Below are 16,632 nucleotides of genomic sequence, written 5' to 3' on the forward strand. Positions count from 1 at the left end.
GTGCGGTTTCTCTAGAAAGGAGAACCGCATTTTTATATTTATCCTTTTCGGCAAGAAAACTCCATCTGATTTGTGTTACGGGTGAAACCCAACAATTCAGGTGGAGATGAATTGCCGTCAGAAGGTAGGCTGAACTCTGTTGTTTCGCTCATAGTAATTTTCCCAGTGCTAATGTTTTTTTCGTTTTACGATATAATCTGCGTAGATAAGGAGGGAATGGATTGTAAGACAACGAAATTAAATAATGATAATAATTATCATTATCATTATCATTTATCTACTTGAGTCAAAAGGAATTACGATGAAGAACATGTTCGCATGTTGTTTCATTTCGTTCCCAATATTGATTTATCAAAAGTAATGAACTCTCTAAGAAAGGTGGTGAAAACAATGGCTAGAAAGAAAGCAGTGAAAGTATTACGGAAACAAAAGAAAAGAGAAAACATGCAACGATTCACGCAGAAACAGAATATTGGACGAGCTTGTCTGACTACAAAAGAATTTCGTTTACTGCAACGTATGTCGCATAGTTCAAAAGCGTTGCGAAATGTTGGCTTGTACACGATGAAACAAAGTTACTTGAATCATAACAGGATGGCTACTGTCAAAGAAGTGGACACTGCCATGCAAAATGATATGAACTACTCGGGCATTCAATCAAACTCTGTTCAAGCGATTCGTAGATCCTTATTTACAGAAGTGAAGAGCTTTTTTAAGGCATTGGAACAAATGAAGAAACCATCCACGACTACGAGTAACGCTTTGAGTTGCGATTTAGGTGTAGACAGATTGTTAAGTTGCGTAACCAATACAGGTGATACTTTCTTAATTGATGGAAAAAAACTAAAATCCATAAATCAATACTTCAACAAAATGATAGGTAACCTCCAACAGAAAAATATGGACAATGGAATTTCAAAACGTATTGTAACGAATAAAATGGCCGCACTTTGGCATAAACGAGAAAGACAAATAAACGGTTACATTGCACAAACAGTAGGTCTGTTGTTCAAAAAAGTGAAAGAATTCGATATAGATACGATTATTGTAGGGTATAACGCTGGTTGGAAACAAAACTCTCATATGGGGAAAAAGAATAATCAAAAGTTTGTTCAAATCCCATTTCAGAAATTGATTGCAGCGATTGAGAATAAATGTGTAAAAGAAGGCATTCGTTTTTTAAAACAAGAAGAAAGCTATACTTCAAAAGCTAGTTTTCTTGATAAAGATCCGGTTCCAGTTTGGTCTAAGGATGATAAGACGGCGTATCGCTTTAGCGGCAAACGAATTACTCGTGGTTTGTACCAAAGTAAAGCAGGAACATGTATCCATGCTGATATGAATGGTGCGCTGAATACATTGAAAAAATCAGGAGTTGTAGAATTGGATGACAATCTCAAAGTGAAAACGCCGATTCTATTAGAAGTGCAAAAACGTAAGGCTATTGCCTCACGCATAGCTTAGTGGGTGTGTCAACCATCCATGTGTACGCGACTTGTCGGGGCAAGTGGGGAAACAATCGTTCGTTGTCAGTACCAACCAAAAACAGACTTGGGGTGTTACCATAAGGTAGCATGAATGCTAGAGCGTCAACCTGTCTAGCGATAGACGAAAAGACCTAGTGTTCGAACTCAAGCTCCCACTGAAAGGCTTTATCTCAGTGGGGGTAGTTGACAAAGATAATTAGAAATATAGACTTGAATTTTTTTAGATACACGAATTGCTAGCAAAGACTAGCAACTTCAGTGCCAGACGGGAACAATAATTTACGAGGTATTGTAATAATCTCAAGAGCCATCTGGGCTGAATGGAGAAGTATTGGAGTTAACTCTAAAGCGTGTGTTAATAATAATATAAAGCTTGTTAGGATTGCAAAGCTTCCCCAAAAGAAACTTTTTGAAGTGTTACGGAAATCTTTTATTAAGGAAAAGAAAGAAAAAAATGCTGTAACAACAAGAATTAAAAATTTATACTTATCAGCCATTAAACCCCTCCTAAAGAACAATAATTTATATTATAGCGTATTTTTCTGCATTATTATAAAGAGATTTTAAAATGAATGATAAAAAGTAGAGGCCGCAACTTAAAGGAATGACGGATTACCTTGAGCGTAGAGGCTGGTGGTATGAAGTTAAGTAAAGATTTTATTTTAGTGAAACAGAAAAATCACTCGGCCTAAAAAAGAGGATACTTTTATTGAGTAATCCTCTTTTTTTTAATAAAGGAAATTTAATTGGTTATAATGGAAAGCGCACTGAAAACTAATAAAACGGCCATAATGATGTTAAATGATTTAGTATGCTTCAACAAAAGTTTTTGAAACATGGAACCGAATAATGTCCAACTAAATGTGCTCATTAATCCAACTACACCTAGAAATAATGAAAAAAGTAGATAACTTGAATATGAATTGTAGTAAGGAAGAATAAAAGTTGATACTACAGTTAGTCCGAATAGTATTCCTTTAGGGTTAATAAACTGAAGGAAAATCCCAACTGTAAATAAATTTTTATTATATTTTTCATCGGGATTTGTGCTAGTTTTACTTGTGAGTATTTTAAGAGCTAAATATAGCATATATGCTACACCTAAGATTTTTAAAGGAAATTCGATTATGGGTAGGATTTTAATTAGTACAATATTAAAGAAACTACATAAGGAAGTTAGGATGAAAAAACCGAAAGCTACTCCGAAGCAAAATGGCATACTCCTTTTTAAACCATGTTGATTAGCGTATGTCATAGCTAAAAAATTGTTAGGTCCGGGTGTGAAGCTACTTATAAAAACAAATAACAAAAAAGAAAATATAGGCATTTCAAAACCCCCCTAATTATTTTGTATGTTATAATGACTGAAAAGAACAATATAACGTGTGCTTTTTATTATACATAACGGTCGTTATATTGTATATAGTGTAGGAGTGTTTCTTATGGAAGAAATTCAACTTATTCTGGCGAAAAATTTAAAAACAATTCGAGAAAAAGAAAAATTAAGTTTAGAAAAGGCTTCCCAATTAACAGGGGTGAGTAAAACAATGATTGGACAAATTGAACGTGGAGAATCAAGTCCAACATTAACAACGATATGGAAAATTGCGAATGGTTTGAAAGTGTCTTTTACTTCTTTAATCAATAATCCGCAATCAGATACGAAAGTTGTTTTACGAAATGATGTTCAAGTATTATCAGAAGACAATGGAAGATATAAAGTGTATCCTTCGTTTCCTTTTCAAGATGATAGGAACTTTGAAATCTATACGGTTGAAATTGAAACAGAAGGAAAATTAAATTCGGAAGGTCATAAAGAAGGGACTGAAGAATTTATAACGGTGTTTGAAGGGGAATTGACAATTGAAATAAATGATTGTCAATATAAATTAAATAGTGGGGATTCAATTCGCTTTAAGGCGGATAGACCACACTCTTATCATAATTTCGGAAGAACGCTAACTAGGTTAAGTATGACCATATATTATTCGGTTATATAAATTTACTATTGCATGAAGAATATAAAGAAAAGTGCGTTGATAAACCATCTATAAAAGATGGTTTTATTTTTGAAATTCATAAAAAAGGACACTCGTTTGAGTGTCAACATAGTATTGCTCTCGCGTATAGGATTGGAGTTTGTTTCTCATATACGTATTGAGATGGTTCGCATTTGAGAAACTACCTTCACCTTTAATGTAACATTGGCAGAGAGCAGTGTAAATTGATAATGTATATACGGAAAATTTAGTATAGATACTTTGTACTATGAATATAGTACAAAGTGTTTCTTATTGCAAAATCACTGTCGTGAAGTTATTAATATATAAGCTTAAGGAATGATGTAACAGTTACTATTTTAGCATTTAAGAATGATTATTATAAAAAAGAACGAATCATTTTTTAATCGATTCGTATAATTGTTAAAGAGGCACCTGTTAAACCACCCCAAACTAAATTAACTATGGATAATACGCCGAATAGTTGAAGTGAAATTGTATTACCAGCAATTAAATTGATTATTAAATTATTATTATAATTTGAAGTTGATATTGCGGGTGAAAAGATAGATCCGGAAAGTGGAGTCGAAGAGTTTAATAGTAGCGATTTAGTATTTTGGAATGGAACTATCATTTTATTATATTAATACTACTAGTTATAGTAACGGTAAAAAGTTTACTTTGTGTAAAATCATTTGAGTATGAAAAAGTAGTTATGGAATTGTACTAAAATGATAGAGGTTTTATTTTGTTAATCAGTAAACAAAATGTGGAATGAGGTAGTAAATTGAACAGTAATGAAAAATTATCTTTGAATAAAGGGATGGTAAGACCAGAGAATATTGGACCTACTTTTCCGGTTCTTCCGCCAATTTATATTCCAACAGGAGCAACAGGAGCGACAGGAGCAACGGGTCCAGCAGGGACTGGAGGAGGAGCAACAGGAGCAACAGGAGCAACAGGAGCAACAGGAGCAACGGGAGCAACAGGCCCAACAGGAGCAACGGGAGCAGCAGGCCCAACAGGTCCAACGGGAGACACAGGTCTAGCAGGAGCAACGGGAGCAACAGGTCCAACAGGAGCAACAGGAGCAGCAGGCCCAACAGGTCCAACGGGAGACACAGGTCTAGCAGGAGCAACGGGAGCAACAGGAGCAACAGGAGCAACAGGCCCGACAGGAGCAACAGGCCCGACAGGCCCAACAGGTCCAACGGGAGCAACAGGTCTAGCAGGAGCAACCGGTCCAACGGGAGCAACAGGCCCGACAGGAGCAACAGGTCCAACGGGAGCAACAGGTCTAACAGGAGCAACAGGAGCAACTGGTGGTGGAGCTATTATTCCATTCGCTTCAGGTACAACGCCAGCTGCGTTAGTTAATGCAATAGCAGCTAATACAGGAACTCTCCTTGGATTTGGTTTTAGTCAGCCTGGCGTAGCTTTAACTGGCGGAACAAGTATCACATTAGCGTTAGCAGTAGGTGATTATGCATTTGTAGCGCCACGTGCAGGGACTATCACGTCATTAGCTGGTTTCTTCAGTGCAACAGCTGCATTAGCTCCATTAGCACCTGTTCAAGTACAGATACAAATATTAACTGCACCTGCAGCAAGTAATACGTTTACAGTTCAAGGAGCACCTCTATTATTAACACCAGCATTTACTACAATCGCTCTATTTGACACAGCATCAGGAATCATACCTGAAGCTATTCCAGTAGCAGCTGGAGATAAAATATTAGTATATGTTTCCTTAACAGCAGCAAGTCCAGTAGCTGCGGTAGCTGGATTTGTAAGTGCAGGTATTAATATCGTCTAACTTGTAACAATGTCTGTTTGAAATTTGAACTGACATTTGTATATAGCCCTTCCTAATTTTATTAGGAAGGGCTATATTTTTTTGCGGGAAATGGGTAATAAATCAATTGAACAAATATGTTTTATAATTTTATGAAATAAGTTAATGAGCTTTCAATATTCCACATACATAAGAAAGGCTGAACTCTATTAAAAATAGAATTCAGCCTTATACTAGGGGAGTAAACAGTTTATTGTGAGTGATGAAATTTCATTGCCAAAATAACTATTTGTTTTTATTACAGTTACATCCTTTTTTCTTTACATAGCCTTGATTGGTTAAATCTCTTTGCGATTGAGAATTCGAAGACTGAGAGGATGCTGATGAACTACTATTTTTATTATGAGAGTAGTTTTTTCGGTAATTATAATTACTCATAGTACTATCACCTCCAATTAAATATATAAATATTATATGTATGAACTCTATTAATTGTTACGATAATAAATAGGAATGAGGATTATTCAATAAAAAATCTCCTACGTATTTTCCGAGGAGATAAATAATTGTCTATTAATGATATAAATTAATATCCCCAGTAAAGAGGGAAATAGTATGAATCTTGGTAATATAAATCTTGTTGTAGATTAGGAGGTTGAGTTGCAGGGTTTGTCGTTCCGCGGTTTTTATTACAATTTGCTGGAGGGCCAATTACTGTAGTGGATTGAATAGGGGATACCGCTTGTTTCCATTGTTGTTCATCGAGACAGTAAGTATGAGCCATTATATTAGCAGGAGTTAATCGTAAAATATCAGAACCAAAAATAACTTCTGGCGTTGGGGCGTCGAAAATAGCTAATAAATGGGTACCATCTGCTGTCGCAATTTCATAATGCCACCAAGCTTTTGGAATGTTGGCAACTTGCCCTGGTTTTATCGGTAAGTTTAATATTTGATTTGTAAAAGGATTCAGTAAAGAAACAACAGCAGATCCTGAAATACAGTAAACAAGTTCAGCTGCATTTTGATGTATGTGCGGCTCTACAACATTTCCTGTACTTAAATAGATATCTAATAAAGAAGTATTTTCTAACGTATTTAATTGATTCACGCCAAGTACGTTTATATAATTTTGAGCATCTTTCTGAAAAAAATTACTTCTATTTAAATCATGAGTGAAGTTAGTTGAGGGGGAAGTGTAATCGATATTAGAGGTCATTTGTATTACCCGCCTTTCTATTAGTAAGTAAGGTTACAAAATTAGGATATGTGTCTAGTGTTTGTTATGTGCAGTTGTTGGTATCATAATAAATTTGCCTATTCCATACGAAATATGGGTTATTTAAGATATTTTTTGCTGAATAATTAATTGTGCTTTAGCGGTATTGGCATAATTGGGTCACTCTAATACCAAGTTTTGTTTTAAATCAAAATGGATTTCTATGACATCAAAATGAGATACCTTTTTTAAGTGGAACAGGTATACCATTTATTTCGCTTTTTTCATGTTATGTGCAATGTTTGGAAATGCAGAGAAAGTAAAATCACTAATTGTAGCACCATCTGGTAAATAAATAGGGTGTAAATCTGAAGTATAAGCCGTTAGGGTATTTTCAAATAGTTCATACGATACTAGATTTTGGAACGCAATTGGATCTGTAGTTAATAAACTGTTATTCACAATTGTATCATTCATTATTTTATATGATGGTTAATCCGGAAAAACTTATACGCTTAAATATAATAGTATAAAAAAAGACGCATTTCTTTAGAAGTGCGTCTTTTTCATTATTTCTCTAACATTTCAAGAGGTACGTCTTTTTCGCCAGCTACCTCAAATTTAATTTCCCCGTCTTCTTCATAAATACGTGAAATAATCGGTATAGTAATCATTAATTTTTTATGCTGCTTTCGCTTTCGAGCGGCATCTAAGCTAATCACGTTCATTATAAGCATCCTTTCTTCTAAAAATATATAAACAAAAGAAAATGCGTCCGGAAAGGGCGCTTAATTGAATTTGAAATACCGATTCATTTAAATGAGGGTTATATGATTTAACAACTGCAATTGAATTAAAAATAGTATGAATGGAATAATTGCACGTAGAAATTAACTTTACCAAAAAACGAAACAATATGCTATAAAAAATTTCAAATCTTTATCATATAACGAGAAAAAGGTTTTCGTTTCGCATATAATGAAAGTAGACGGGCAACGAGAGCTTTTTCATCATATTGCTGTGGAAAGGCGATGAAAAGAATGGATACGTTAGATTCATTATTATTTCAACTTGAACAATATGGAGAAGAGCATGATCGAAATAAAAAAACACGGGAAGAAAAATTACGGAATATTTCTCGTGAGATGGGGCAATTTTTATCAATTTTAGTAAAAGGGTGTAGTGCAAAAAATATTTTGGAAATTGGAACTTCTAATGGTTATTCTACATTGTGGTTAGCTAATGCAGTAGAAGAAACAAATGGAAATGTAACAACTGTAGAACTTTCTTCAGAACGAGTGGGAGAGGCACTTGCCAATTTTGAAAAGGCAAATCTTTTACAAAGGATTGATGTTCACAATCAAGAAGCAGGGGCATTTTTAGATTCACAACTAGATCATTCATTTGATTTTATTTTCCTAGATTCAGAGCGTACGCAATACATGTGGTGGCTGGAGCATATAAAACGCATTTTACAACCAAAAGGTCTTCTTGTTGTCGATAATGCTACTTCTCATGCGAGTGAATTAGTTGAGTTTATAAAAATGATTGAAGAAGATGAAATGTTTGAAACAGTATTATTGGCATTTCAAAATGGTGCATTTGTAGCGCGTAAGAAGAAATAGATTTTAGCGTAATATAATTATCACATTGAAAAAGGGTGTATGTCAAAAGATTGAGTGCAGTAGTATGGGAAGGACGTAATTTATATACGTAACATACGAAGAATCCGCCTTCAGCATGTCGGTCTCTAGGTCTTAAGTCTGAGGAAAATTATGTTGTTTACAGGTATACTTATAGTAAGAAACAGGGAATGACTGCATAAGCAGGTATTTCTTGAAAATTGATTTCATATAGGCTGTTTGCAAATGAAATACAATATATTAGATGAAATATAGTGCACATAAATTCGCACATATAAATAAAGGAGCGATTTTGTTGACTGAACTCGAGAAAAAAGAACCCGTATCAATTGTGAAAGATAATAATGTAGAAGTAGTAGTTGATACAGTTATAAAAGATGAAGAACTTGATGAATTAAACAAAGAAGCCGATCTTTATGTACAAAAGTTGAATAGCGAGCAAAATACAGATTTATCGAAAGTATTGTCTCAGCTAGGAGATTTAGGGGATAAAGAACAGCAAGCAGCAGGACAAACGCTATCAGCATTAAAACGTCCTGTCACAGCGATGATGAATGGAAAGAATGAAGAAATTCCAAATACGTTGTTAGAATTACGCAAAGTAGTATCAGAGCTTGATCCAAATTCACTAAAAGCAAGTGGTATGAAGAAAATTATGTTTAAAGTATTCAAGAAAAATCCACTTGAAACATACGTGCATAAATATCAATCTATAGATAAGCAAATTGAGGAGATTATAAGATCACTTCTAATTGGTCGTGATAATTTACAAGAAGATACAGTTGGTCTTGAAATGCTTAAAGAGCAATCACACGATAAAATTCACGCGCTTGATAAGCAAGTATACTTAGGGAAAAAACTTGCTGGCATGCTGGAAGCTGAGAAACAAAATCCAGAACGTCAAAGGGATATTCCATTAATTAATGATGCATTAGAAAAGATTTTAGTGCGTACGCGCAATATGCAGCAAGCGAAAAGTGTGTTATTACAATCCATTGCATCTGTAGACATTATTAAGAAAAATAATGAAAAGTTAACAGAGGCAATTCGTAATGCAATTACGATGACGCAAAACGTTGTAACAGTTTCTGCTGCTATCCAGTTAGCATTAACAAATCAACGTAAAACAATTGATGCAGTGAATGCAACAAATGAAGCAATTGAGTCTATGGTATTAAGTAATTCTCAGGCATTAAAACAAAATACAGAAGAAACAACGAAATTACTTGAAAATCCTGCAATTAGCATGGATAAATTACGTGAATCATTCCAAAACGTATTCGCTGCAATTGAAGCTTCTGAAAAATCGTCAGAACGTATTATCGAGTCAAGTAAGAAGTTTGTTATTGAACTAGACACATTTAATGATGAAATGAAACAAAAACTCATTCAGCGCCCAAGAAAATAGCAGACTTTTAGAGGAGGTGAAAAAATGAGTTTTATTCAAACTGTATTATTACTACTCGGTACATTGTTTTTAATCGCATTTACTGTCGTTGTTTTAGTTGTATATTTCGGACGTAAACTGTATTTTTCGTGGACGAAGCCATATAAAAGAGCACACGATTCTTTAGATAAGTTATCGAATAAATCATTACCGTTTCTACAAGAATTTACACAACATCCACTCTTTTATCGTTGGATTCGTACGGAAGGAAAGAAAGAACAACATATATTAAACACGCTTTTCTGTGCATCGGGTCAACGTACGAGAGAGCAAGTATTCTCAATGTTACCGAAAGAAAAACAGAAAAAAGTACATGTAATGGCAAAAACGACGAAAAAGCTTACTAATGAAGATATTGATGTAGCAGCGATGAAAGTAAAAGGTTTTTTAAGACAAGAAACGCAGCAAACAGTAAAACCGACAGATTTATCGTTTTATAAATTGTATTTTTATGATCGATATCCAGATGCATTAAATACAATTCAAGCGTATAAACGCTCAATAAATCCTTCATTACAACGAACGGTTGATGATATTACAATTTCAGTATTAAATGCTTTGCCATATTATCAAGAGCAGCGTATGTTTGAACAGCAACATAAACTTGAAACGTTCTTAATGAAAGATTTAACGGCGATGCTATCGTTAGTCGTACAATTACCACCTTCACAACGACCAGAAAAAGAAGAAGAGTTAAAAATCTACTTGCAAAATTTCCAAAAAGAAATGGAAGAAGTAGAGCGAGATATTCGTGACTCGATTGATCACGATTTGAATGTGAAGATGAGAGCAGCGACAGAGAAGTTTAAAAATAAGTAAGAGAGATTTCCTTAAAAAAGCTGATAAATATAGCTTTTTTGAGGGATCTCTTTTTATTTTGATAAAAATTATAGTTTAATCAGAAATTGCGGAATTAGTTGAAGTATTAATAAGTAAGTAAAAAGCTTTTATTATGATATTATTATTGCTATACTGACAAATGTTGAAAATGTAAGATTCCAAAAGCAAGTGTTTTTATATAAAAATATCCAAAAAACATGTATAGATAACTAGTTTGGATCTTATGAAATACATAGGTAGAGGAGTATATTTAAATAGTGGATACTTTGTTAATGTTTATTGGGATGATTGCTTTAATTGGAGCAATAGTGTTTTTTATTGGGATGATAGGGACGTTAGTTATAAAGAAATATCGTTCACGCTTGAAAAAATTTGCTATTATTTTTGGTTCATGTTTATCGGTATTTATAGTTTCATTAACCTTAAGTCATATCTTTTATCCAATAACTGCGGAACAACAAGCTGAAATGGATAAGAAAGCAGAAGAAAAGAAGCAATTAGCAGCTAAAAAAGAAGAGGAAAAGAAATCGGAAAAAGAAAAACTAGAAGAAGAAAAAAATGCTGAAAAGACGAAAAAAGAACAAGAGAAAAAATTAGCAGTTGAGGCAAAGGAAAAAGAAAAAGCTGAAAAAGAAGCAGCCGAAAAAGCAGAGGAAGAAAAGAAGATTAAACAAAAGGAAGAAACAGATAGGTTAAAAGCAGAGGAAGCAAAGAAAAAGGCAGAAGAAGAGCAACGTAAGCAAGAAGAGGAAGCAAAGAAAAAAGCAGAAGAAGAGCAACGTAAGCAAGAAGAGGAAGTGAAAAAGAAAGCTGAAGCGGAGGCACGCAAGGCAGAAACACAACAAAAAGTGTTGGAATCAAATTATAGATCAGCATATGCTACTCATAGTAAAAAGCTTACAGATTCTTTAAATCAGACGGGGAATCTATTAATTAATAATAAGATCGGGAATGAAGAATGGACGATTAAATTAGCTGCTAGCTTAATCATGTTACAAGATGTAACTGAAAATCCACCGAATGTTCAGGTGCCTGATAAATTTAAAGAAGTTAATAGTTTATATATGCAGGCTTTAGAGAAATTTAATCAATCTGCGAAATTAACTCCAGAAGCTTTAGATGAAGGAAACACAAATAAAATGCAAAAAGCTACGAATTTAATGAATGATGGCGGAGAAATACTTAAAAGTGCTAACACTTTATTAAAAGAAATTATGTAGTTTAGTATTTAAATGATAGTATGAAAACTACCTATTCTTTTATGAATAGGTAGTTTTTTGTTGTATACTATTTTGCTTTTACAATGGCCTTACTAGAAGCAACACTTTCATTATGCAATCGATCAACCGCAGTTACTACATACGTATATGTTTCTCCAGGAATAGCCGTTTTATCTACATAAATTTCTCCAGGCTTTGTCTTTCTTACAGTAGTAAGTAAATTTTTCGGATTTTGTATATCCACTTCACTTTTTCCATTCACGCGGTAAATAGCGTAATAAGCAGAATCATTCTCTCTATTATCAATGATACCTACAGCAACCCCTTCATCTCTTGGAATGGCACCTTTTAAAGTAGGTTGTTTTGGTGGTTCATGATCAAGCCAAGGCATAGGTGGGACTAATGCAGGATGTTTATATATGTCTTTTGAGAGTCTATCTTTCACTCCAAGTGGATTATTATTAATGTCTTTTAAGCTAAAATGCATACTACCTTTAATTTGAGGGAATAGCCGGTTTAATGCAATCTGTCTTGGATATTCTTCAGGATCAGACCAAGCGGGGACAGAATTATTATTAATTTTATAGGCTGCCTGACCAATGTATAGGTGGATCGGTTTATTATTTGTTTCTTTTACCCACCAATCTACTAATATGTCATACGCAGCAGGAGTGAAACCTATATTCCAATATATTTGCGGTGTGATGTAGTCAATGTAACCTTTTTGTATCCACTCACGTGTATCAGCATAAAGATCATCAAAGTTTCTTTGGCCGGCAGTTGTGTTAGAGCCAGTCGGATCATCAGCTATATTTCGCCATACGCCAAATGGGCTAATGCCAAATTTCACATATGACTTTTCTTGTTTAATAGCAGTATTTAAATCTCTTACAAGTTCATTTACATTGTCACGTCGCCAATCTTCTATATTTGTAAATCTACCGTTATTATATAATTCGTACGTTTTTTGATCGGGGAATTGTTCACCCGCCACTTTATATGGATAAAAATAATCATCCATATGTAATGCATCAACATCGTAATTTTGTACGATTTCTAAAGCACCTTCAGTTATAAACTTTTTTACTTCTGGAATACCGGGGTTGTAATATAATTTTCCGCCATAAGGTACAACCCAATCCGGGTGCTGTCTTGCAGGGTGATTATTTGATAATCGATTTATATCAGTGTGATTCATCGTTATTCGGTATGGATTAATCCATGCGTGGAATTCTATATTTCTTTTATGTGCTTCTTCAATCATAAATGCTAGTGGGTCGTATCCGGGATCTTTTCCTTGTGTACCGGTAATATATTCAGACCAAGGGCCGTAATTGGAAGGATAAAAGGCATCAGCAGTTGGTTTTATTTGTACAATGACTGCATTCATACCAGTGTTTTTTACATCGTCTAATAATTTAATAAATTCTTGTTTTTGATTTTCAATTGGTAAACCAGTTTTTGAGGGCCAATCAATATTAAGAACAGATGCAATCCATACAGCACGTAATTCGTGTTTTTTGTACGTAGTAGTTACTTCAGCATAAGTAAAGTGAGGGGAAATGAAAGAGAAAGGGATGAACAAGATGACGATGCAACATATCATAAATAAACGTTTAACGATCATGTATACGCCTCCCTATCATATGATTATCTAAGATAATATACGAGGCAAGGTTGGCCTTGCAATAGAGAAAATTGTATATTGAAACATTAATTTAATAGGAAAAATATTTTTAATGAAATTTACTTTCAGTATAACTAAATTCTTTTACTTCTTCATATGCTTGTTAGTAAAGTGAAACTTCCTTTCATTTGAAGGGTAGTAAATTATAAGTATAGGAGGATTCATAAATGAAGGTTTTGTTCGTTTGTTCTGGAGGAATGTCCAGTGCAATTGTTGTAAACGCTTTAAAAAAAGAGGCGGAGAAAAAGGGTATGAACATGGAAGTGCATGCGATTGGAACAAATGAGGTAGAGGAAGAAGTAAAGAATGGTTGGGACGTTGTAATGGTTGCACCTCAAGTTAGACATCGATTTGATTCTGTTAAAAAATTCGCAGAAGAGGAATCTATCCCGTGCGGTATTATACCGCCGCAAGCATACACGCCGCTTGGTGGACCGACTTTATTAAAGACTGTAAATGATTTAATTCGTTAGGGGGAACCGTTATGAATAAGTTTGTCACGTTTCTTGATAAAAACTTATCTGGACCGATGGCAAGACTTTCTGAACAGAGACATTTACAAGCAATCCGTGATGGAGTTATTTCAGCATTACCGTTTATCATCGTAGGAAGTTTCTTTTTAATCGTAGCATTTCCACCATTACCGAAAGATAGCTTCATATCCGTTTGGGCATTAAAGAATCAAACAAGTATATTAATACCATATCGGTTAACTATGTTTATTATGTCTTTATATATAGCATTTGGAATAGGATATAATTTGGCGAAAAGTTATAAACTAGATGCTTTATCAGGAGCACAGCTTGCAGTATGTTCACTGCTATTAACATTAACTCCTGAATTAATTGATAAAAAAGGATTTATGCTTCCGATGACAAATCTCGGAGGTCATGGATTATTCGTGACGATGATTGTTTCTATTTTATCCGTAGAGATTTTAAGGTTTTGTAAGAAGAAAAATGTAATGATTAAAATGCCAGAACAAGTACCGCCATCTGTGTCGCGTTCATTTGAAGCACTTATACCTGCTGCATTCGTTATTATTATAATGAGTCTAGTAACTGTCGTTTTTAGCATTGATTTACACCATGTTGTTGATAAATTAGCAGCACCATTAGTAAAAGCTGGGGATAGTTACTTTGGTGTAATGATTCCAGTGTTTTTAATTACGTTTTTTTGGTCATTCGGAATCCATGGTGTGTCGGTTGTTGGAACTGTTGCTCGGCCATTATGGGAAGTATACCTAGGGAAAAATGGAGAAGCTGTTGCTAGTGGAGCAGATCAATTGCCATTTATTTCACCAGAGCCGTTATATCAATGGTTTATATGGATTGGTGGTTCTGGTGCGACATTAGGGCTTGTATTAGCTATGATTGTATTTGGTCGATCAAAATATTCGAAAGCATTATCAAGAACTTGTATTGTTCCGGGGATTTTTAATATAAATGAGCCAGTCATATTCGGATTACCGATTGTACTAAATCCAATTTTAATTATCCCATTTATCATTACACCACTTGTAACGGCAACTGTTGCATATTCTGCAACTGCAATGGGATTTGTAACACCAACGCATATTATGCCACCGTGGACATTACCTGCTCCAATTGGTGCTTATTTAGCAACAGGTGGGGATTGGCGTGCGATTGTATTAGTTTTTATAAATATAGCAATATCGTTCCTTATATATTTACCATTCTTTAAAATGTACGACAAAAATATGCTTGAAATTGAGAAGAATGGTGAAGGGGAATCTGTTAATCCATAATCTTTATGCTTTAATTTATGAGTGATAGGTATTTTGCCTATCACTTCTTTCACATGAAGTCCAGAGAGGATGAAATGGAATGAATATAAAATTTAGTTATAAAGGTGTATTTTTATTATTATTTGGAGTGATATGTGCGAATTTACTTTTTGTGCCTTTATTAAGAATGCTACATTTATCACAAATGTATAGTATATGGCTCGTTACAAGCATTGCGGCAAGCATTTTGCTTACAATAGTTGTTTCTTTTATTGATGGATCGTTTGCATCGAAAGCTCAGTTGTTTTTTAGATTTATATTATTTTCAATTGGCTGTACGTTTGTAACTTACATGATTGTTTTTTAATAAAGAGGAGGTCATACATGTTATGTATGTTGCAGGGGTAATGTCTGGTACTTCGTTAGATGGTATAGATGTAGCACTCGTTCATATAGAAGGAAGCGGTGTAGGTTCTAAAGTTGAATTCATCCATTTTACTACTGTGCCATTTCGTAATGATATAAAAAATGAGATTCAGCAAGTATTATCAATAAAAAATTCAAATGTCCAACTCATATGTAGTTTGAATTTTAAGTTAGGTTTATGTTTCGCTAAAGCCGTAAAGGAAGTTTGTAAAGAGGCCAATTTTTCTTTGGAACAATTAGATTTGATAGGTTCTCACGGACAAACGATTTACCATCAGCCAAAGCCAGAAGGTAATATGATATCTTCCACATTGCAAATTGGGGAACCTGCAGTAATAGCATATGAAACGAATACGACGGTTATTTCTAATTTTCGAACGATGGACATGGCAGCTGGGGGACAAGGTGCACCACTTGTACCATATTCAGAGATTATTTTATATCGTCATCCAACTAAAAATAGACTACTACAAAATATCGGTGGGATTGGTAATGTTACCGTAATACCAAGTCAAAAAAGTGATCAGAATGTTATAGCTTTTGATACTGGTCCGGGTAATATGATAATTGATGAAGTATGTCAAAGGTTATTTCAGTTGCCATATGATCAAAATGGTAAAATTGCAGAACAGGGTGAAGTTGTAGATGAAATTTTGACATATTGTATGAATCATTCATTTTTGAAAATGAATCCACCGAAATCAACTGGTAGAGAACAGTTTGGTGAAGAGTTTGTAAGTCAGTTATTGAAGCGGTATGAAAAGCATAGTAAAGAAAATATATTAACGACTGTCACGATGTTTACAGCAAGTTCAATTGTTCATCATTATAAGGAGTTTATTCTGCCATATTATGAAATTGATGAGGTAATTTTAGGCGGTGGCGGCAGTTATAATGACACACTTGTTGAAATGATACGGTATGGATTGAAGGATGAAAAATGTACAATATTCATTCAAGAAGATATAGGCTATTCTTCAGAGGCGAAAGAAGCAATCGCCTTTGCCATTTTAGCAAACGAAACGTATCATCGTAATCCGAGTAACGTGCCGAGTGCAACAGGTGCAAAGAAATCTGTAGTTTTAGGGAATGTAACGTACCCTTCAATATGAAGAAAATGA

Annotated in this window: 16 protein-coding genes and 3 pseudogenes; 12 read left to right on the plus strand and 7 right to left on the minus strand. The window is 34.3% G+C overall.

What is annotated here, in order from left to right; translation table 11 throughout:
• Positions 1 to 390 precede the first annotated feature (390 nt).
• Positions 391 to 1,464, plus strand: a complete 1,074-nt coding sequence (locus PDQ68_RS02300) for an RNA-guided endonuclease TnpB family protein (protein ID WP_061182558.1) — start codon at positions 391 to 393, stop codon at positions 1,462 to 1,464.
• A 259-nt stretch (positions 1,465 to 1,723) separates the two neighbouring features.
• On the opposite strand, the gene PDQ68_RS02305 is transcribed toward PDQ68_RS02300, so the two are convergent.
• A complete protein-coding gene (locus PDQ68_RS02305; protein WP_061182559.1) occupies positions 1,724 to 1,984 on the minus strand; it encodes a hypothetical protein in 261 nt (86 codons plus the stop codon).
• Between the two features lie 95 nt (positions 1,985 to 2,079).
• On the opposite strand from PDQ68_RS02305, the pseudogene PDQ68_RS28940 reads away from it, so the two are divergent.
• Positions 2,080 to 2,139 (plus strand): annotated as a pseudogene (locus tag PDQ68_RS28940) (N-acetylmuramoyl-L-alanine amidase C-terminal domain-containing protein); the annotation flags it as partial.
• 90 nt (positions 2,140 to 2,229) lie between these two features.
• Here PDQ68_RS28940 and PDQ68_RS02310 read toward each other — a convergent pair.
• The gene (locus PDQ68_RS02310) at positions 2,230 to 2,814 is read right to left on the minus strand and encodes a LysE family translocator (RefSeq protein WP_270786570.1); all 585 of its coding nucleotides are present in this window, start codon (positions 2,812 to 2,814) and stop codon (positions 2,230 to 2,232) included.
• A 58-nt stretch (positions 2,815 to 2,872) separates the two neighbouring features.
• Here PDQ68_RS02310 and PDQ68_RS02315 point away from each other — a divergent pair, with 58 nt between their 5' ends.
• Complete coding sequence (locus tag PDQ68_RS02315) at positions 2,873 to 3,487, plus strand: helix-turn-helix domain-containing protein (protein WP_141114937.1); 615 nt, start codon at positions 2,873 to 2,875, stop codon at positions 3,485 to 3,487.
• A 403-nt stretch (positions 3,488 to 3,890) separates the two neighbouring features.
• Here the strand turns inward: PDQ68_RS02315 and PDQ68_RS02320 are convergent.
• A pseudogene (locus tag PDQ68_RS02320) lies at positions 3,891 to 4,091 on the minus strand (BclA C-terminal domain-containing protein); the annotation flags it as partial.
• A 183-nt stretch (positions 4,092 to 4,274) separates the two neighbouring features.
• On the opposite strand from PDQ68_RS02320, the gene PDQ68_RS02325 reads away from it, so the two are divergent.
• Complete coding sequence (locus tag PDQ68_RS02325) at positions 4,275 to 5,303, plus strand: exosporium glycoprotein BclB-related protein (RefSeq protein WP_270786571.1); 1,029 nt, start codon at positions 4,275 to 4,277, stop codon at positions 5,301 to 5,303.
• A gap of 565 nt (positions 5,304 to 5,868) precedes the next feature.
• Here the strand turns inward: PDQ68_RS02325 and PDQ68_RS02330 are convergent.
• From PDQ68_RS02330 to PDQ68_RS02340, 3 genes and pseudogenes are all read right to left on the minus strand, one after another.
• Complete coding sequence (locus PDQ68_RS02330) at positions 5,869 to 6,501, minus strand: cupin domain-containing protein (protein WP_016717495.1); 633 nt, start codon at positions 6,499 to 6,501, stop codon at positions 5,869 to 5,871.
• A 180-nt stretch (positions 6,502 to 6,681) separates the two neighbouring features.
• Positions 6,682 to 6,990 (minus strand): annotated as a pseudogene (locus PDQ68_RS28855) (ubiquitin family protein); the annotation flags it as partial.
• A gap of 80 nt (positions 6,991 to 7,070) precedes the next feature.
• Positions 7,071 to 7,229, minus strand: coding sequence for a hypothetical protein (locus PDQ68_RS02340; RefSeq protein WP_001100983.1), 159 nt, complete (start codon positions 7,227 to 7,229; stop codon positions 7,071 to 7,073).
• A 303-nt stretch (positions 7,230 to 7,532) separates the two neighbouring features.
• On the opposite strand from PDQ68_RS02340, the gene PDQ68_RS02345 reads away from it, so the two are divergent.
• From PDQ68_RS02345 to PDQ68_RS02360, 4 genes are all read left to right on the plus strand, one after another.
• The gene (locus tag PDQ68_RS02345; RefSeq protein ID WP_029141122.1) at positions 7,533 to 8,126 is read left to right on the plus strand and encodes an O-methyltransferase; all 594 of its coding nucleotides are present in this window, start codon (positions 7,533 to 7,535) and stop codon (positions 8,124 to 8,126) included.
• 313 nt (positions 8,127 to 8,439) lie between these two features.
• Positions 8,440 to 9,552 (plus strand): toxic anion resistance protein, encoded by a 1,113-nt coding sequence (locus PDQ68_RS02350; protein ID WP_000137402.1) that lies wholly within the window; start codon positions 8,440 to 8,442, stop codon positions 9,550 to 9,552.
• A gap of 24 nt (positions 9,553 to 9,576) precedes the next feature.
• On the plus strand, positions 9,577 to 10,410 hold the full coding sequence (locus PDQ68_RS02355) for a DUF3974 domain-containing protein (protein WP_061182749.1): 834 nt from the start codon (positions 9,577 to 9,579) through the stop codon (positions 10,408 to 10,410).
• Between the two features lie 278 nt (positions 10,411 to 10,688).
• Complete coding sequence (locus PDQ68_RS02360) at positions 10,689 to 11,651, plus strand: hypothetical protein (protein ID WP_227585512.1); 963 nt, start codon at positions 10,689 to 10,691, stop codon at positions 11,649 to 11,651.
• A gap of 67 nt (positions 11,652 to 11,718) precedes the next feature.
• Here PDQ68_RS02360 and PDQ68_RS02365 read toward each other — a convergent pair whose 3' ends face one another.
• Positions 11,719 to 13,278 (minus strand): glycoside hydrolase family 10-like protein, encoded by a 1,560-nt coding sequence (locus tag PDQ68_RS02365; RefSeq protein WP_061182750.1) that lies wholly within the window; start codon positions 13,276 to 13,278, stop codon positions 11,719 to 11,721.
• A gap of 227 nt (positions 13,279 to 13,505) precedes the next feature.
• Between PDQ68_RS02365 and PDQ68_RS02370 the strand changes: the two genes are divergently transcribed.
• From PDQ68_RS02370 to anmK, 4 genes are all read left to right on the plus strand, one after another.
• Positions 13,506 to 13,811, plus strand: coding sequence for a PTS sugar transporter subunit IIB (locus tag PDQ68_RS02370; RefSeq protein ID WP_000865887.1), 306 nt, complete (start codon positions 13,506 to 13,508; stop codon positions 13,809 to 13,811).
• Positions 13,812 to 13,822: 11 nt separating this feature from the next.
• Positions 13,823 to 15,106, plus strand: a complete 1,284-nt coding sequence (locus tag PDQ68_RS02375) for a PTS sugar transporter subunit IIC (RefSeq protein WP_001032281.1) — start codon at positions 13,823 to 13,825, stop codon at positions 15,104 to 15,106.
• A 79-nt stretch (positions 15,107 to 15,185) separates the two neighbouring features.
• Complete coding sequence (locus tag PDQ68_RS02380) at positions 15,186 to 15,452, plus strand: hypothetical protein (RefSeq protein ID WP_016717502.1); 267 nt, start codon at positions 15,186 to 15,188, stop codon at positions 15,450 to 15,452.
• A 22-nt stretch (positions 15,453 to 15,474) separates the two neighbouring features.
• Positions 15,475 to 16,623 (plus strand): anhydro-N-acetylmuramic acid kinase AnmK, encoded by a 1,149-nt coding sequence (anmK, locus tag PDQ68_RS02385; protein ID WP_270786572.1) that lies wholly within the window; start codon positions 15,475 to 15,477, stop codon positions 16,621 to 16,623.
• Positions 16,624 to 16,632 lie beyond the last annotated feature (9 nt).

It is taken from the genome of Bacillus cereus group sp. Bc010 (assembly GCF_027716745.1).
Lineage (GTDB): Bacteria > Bacillota > Bacilli > Bacillales > Bacillaceae_G > Bacillus_A > Bacillus_A pacificus.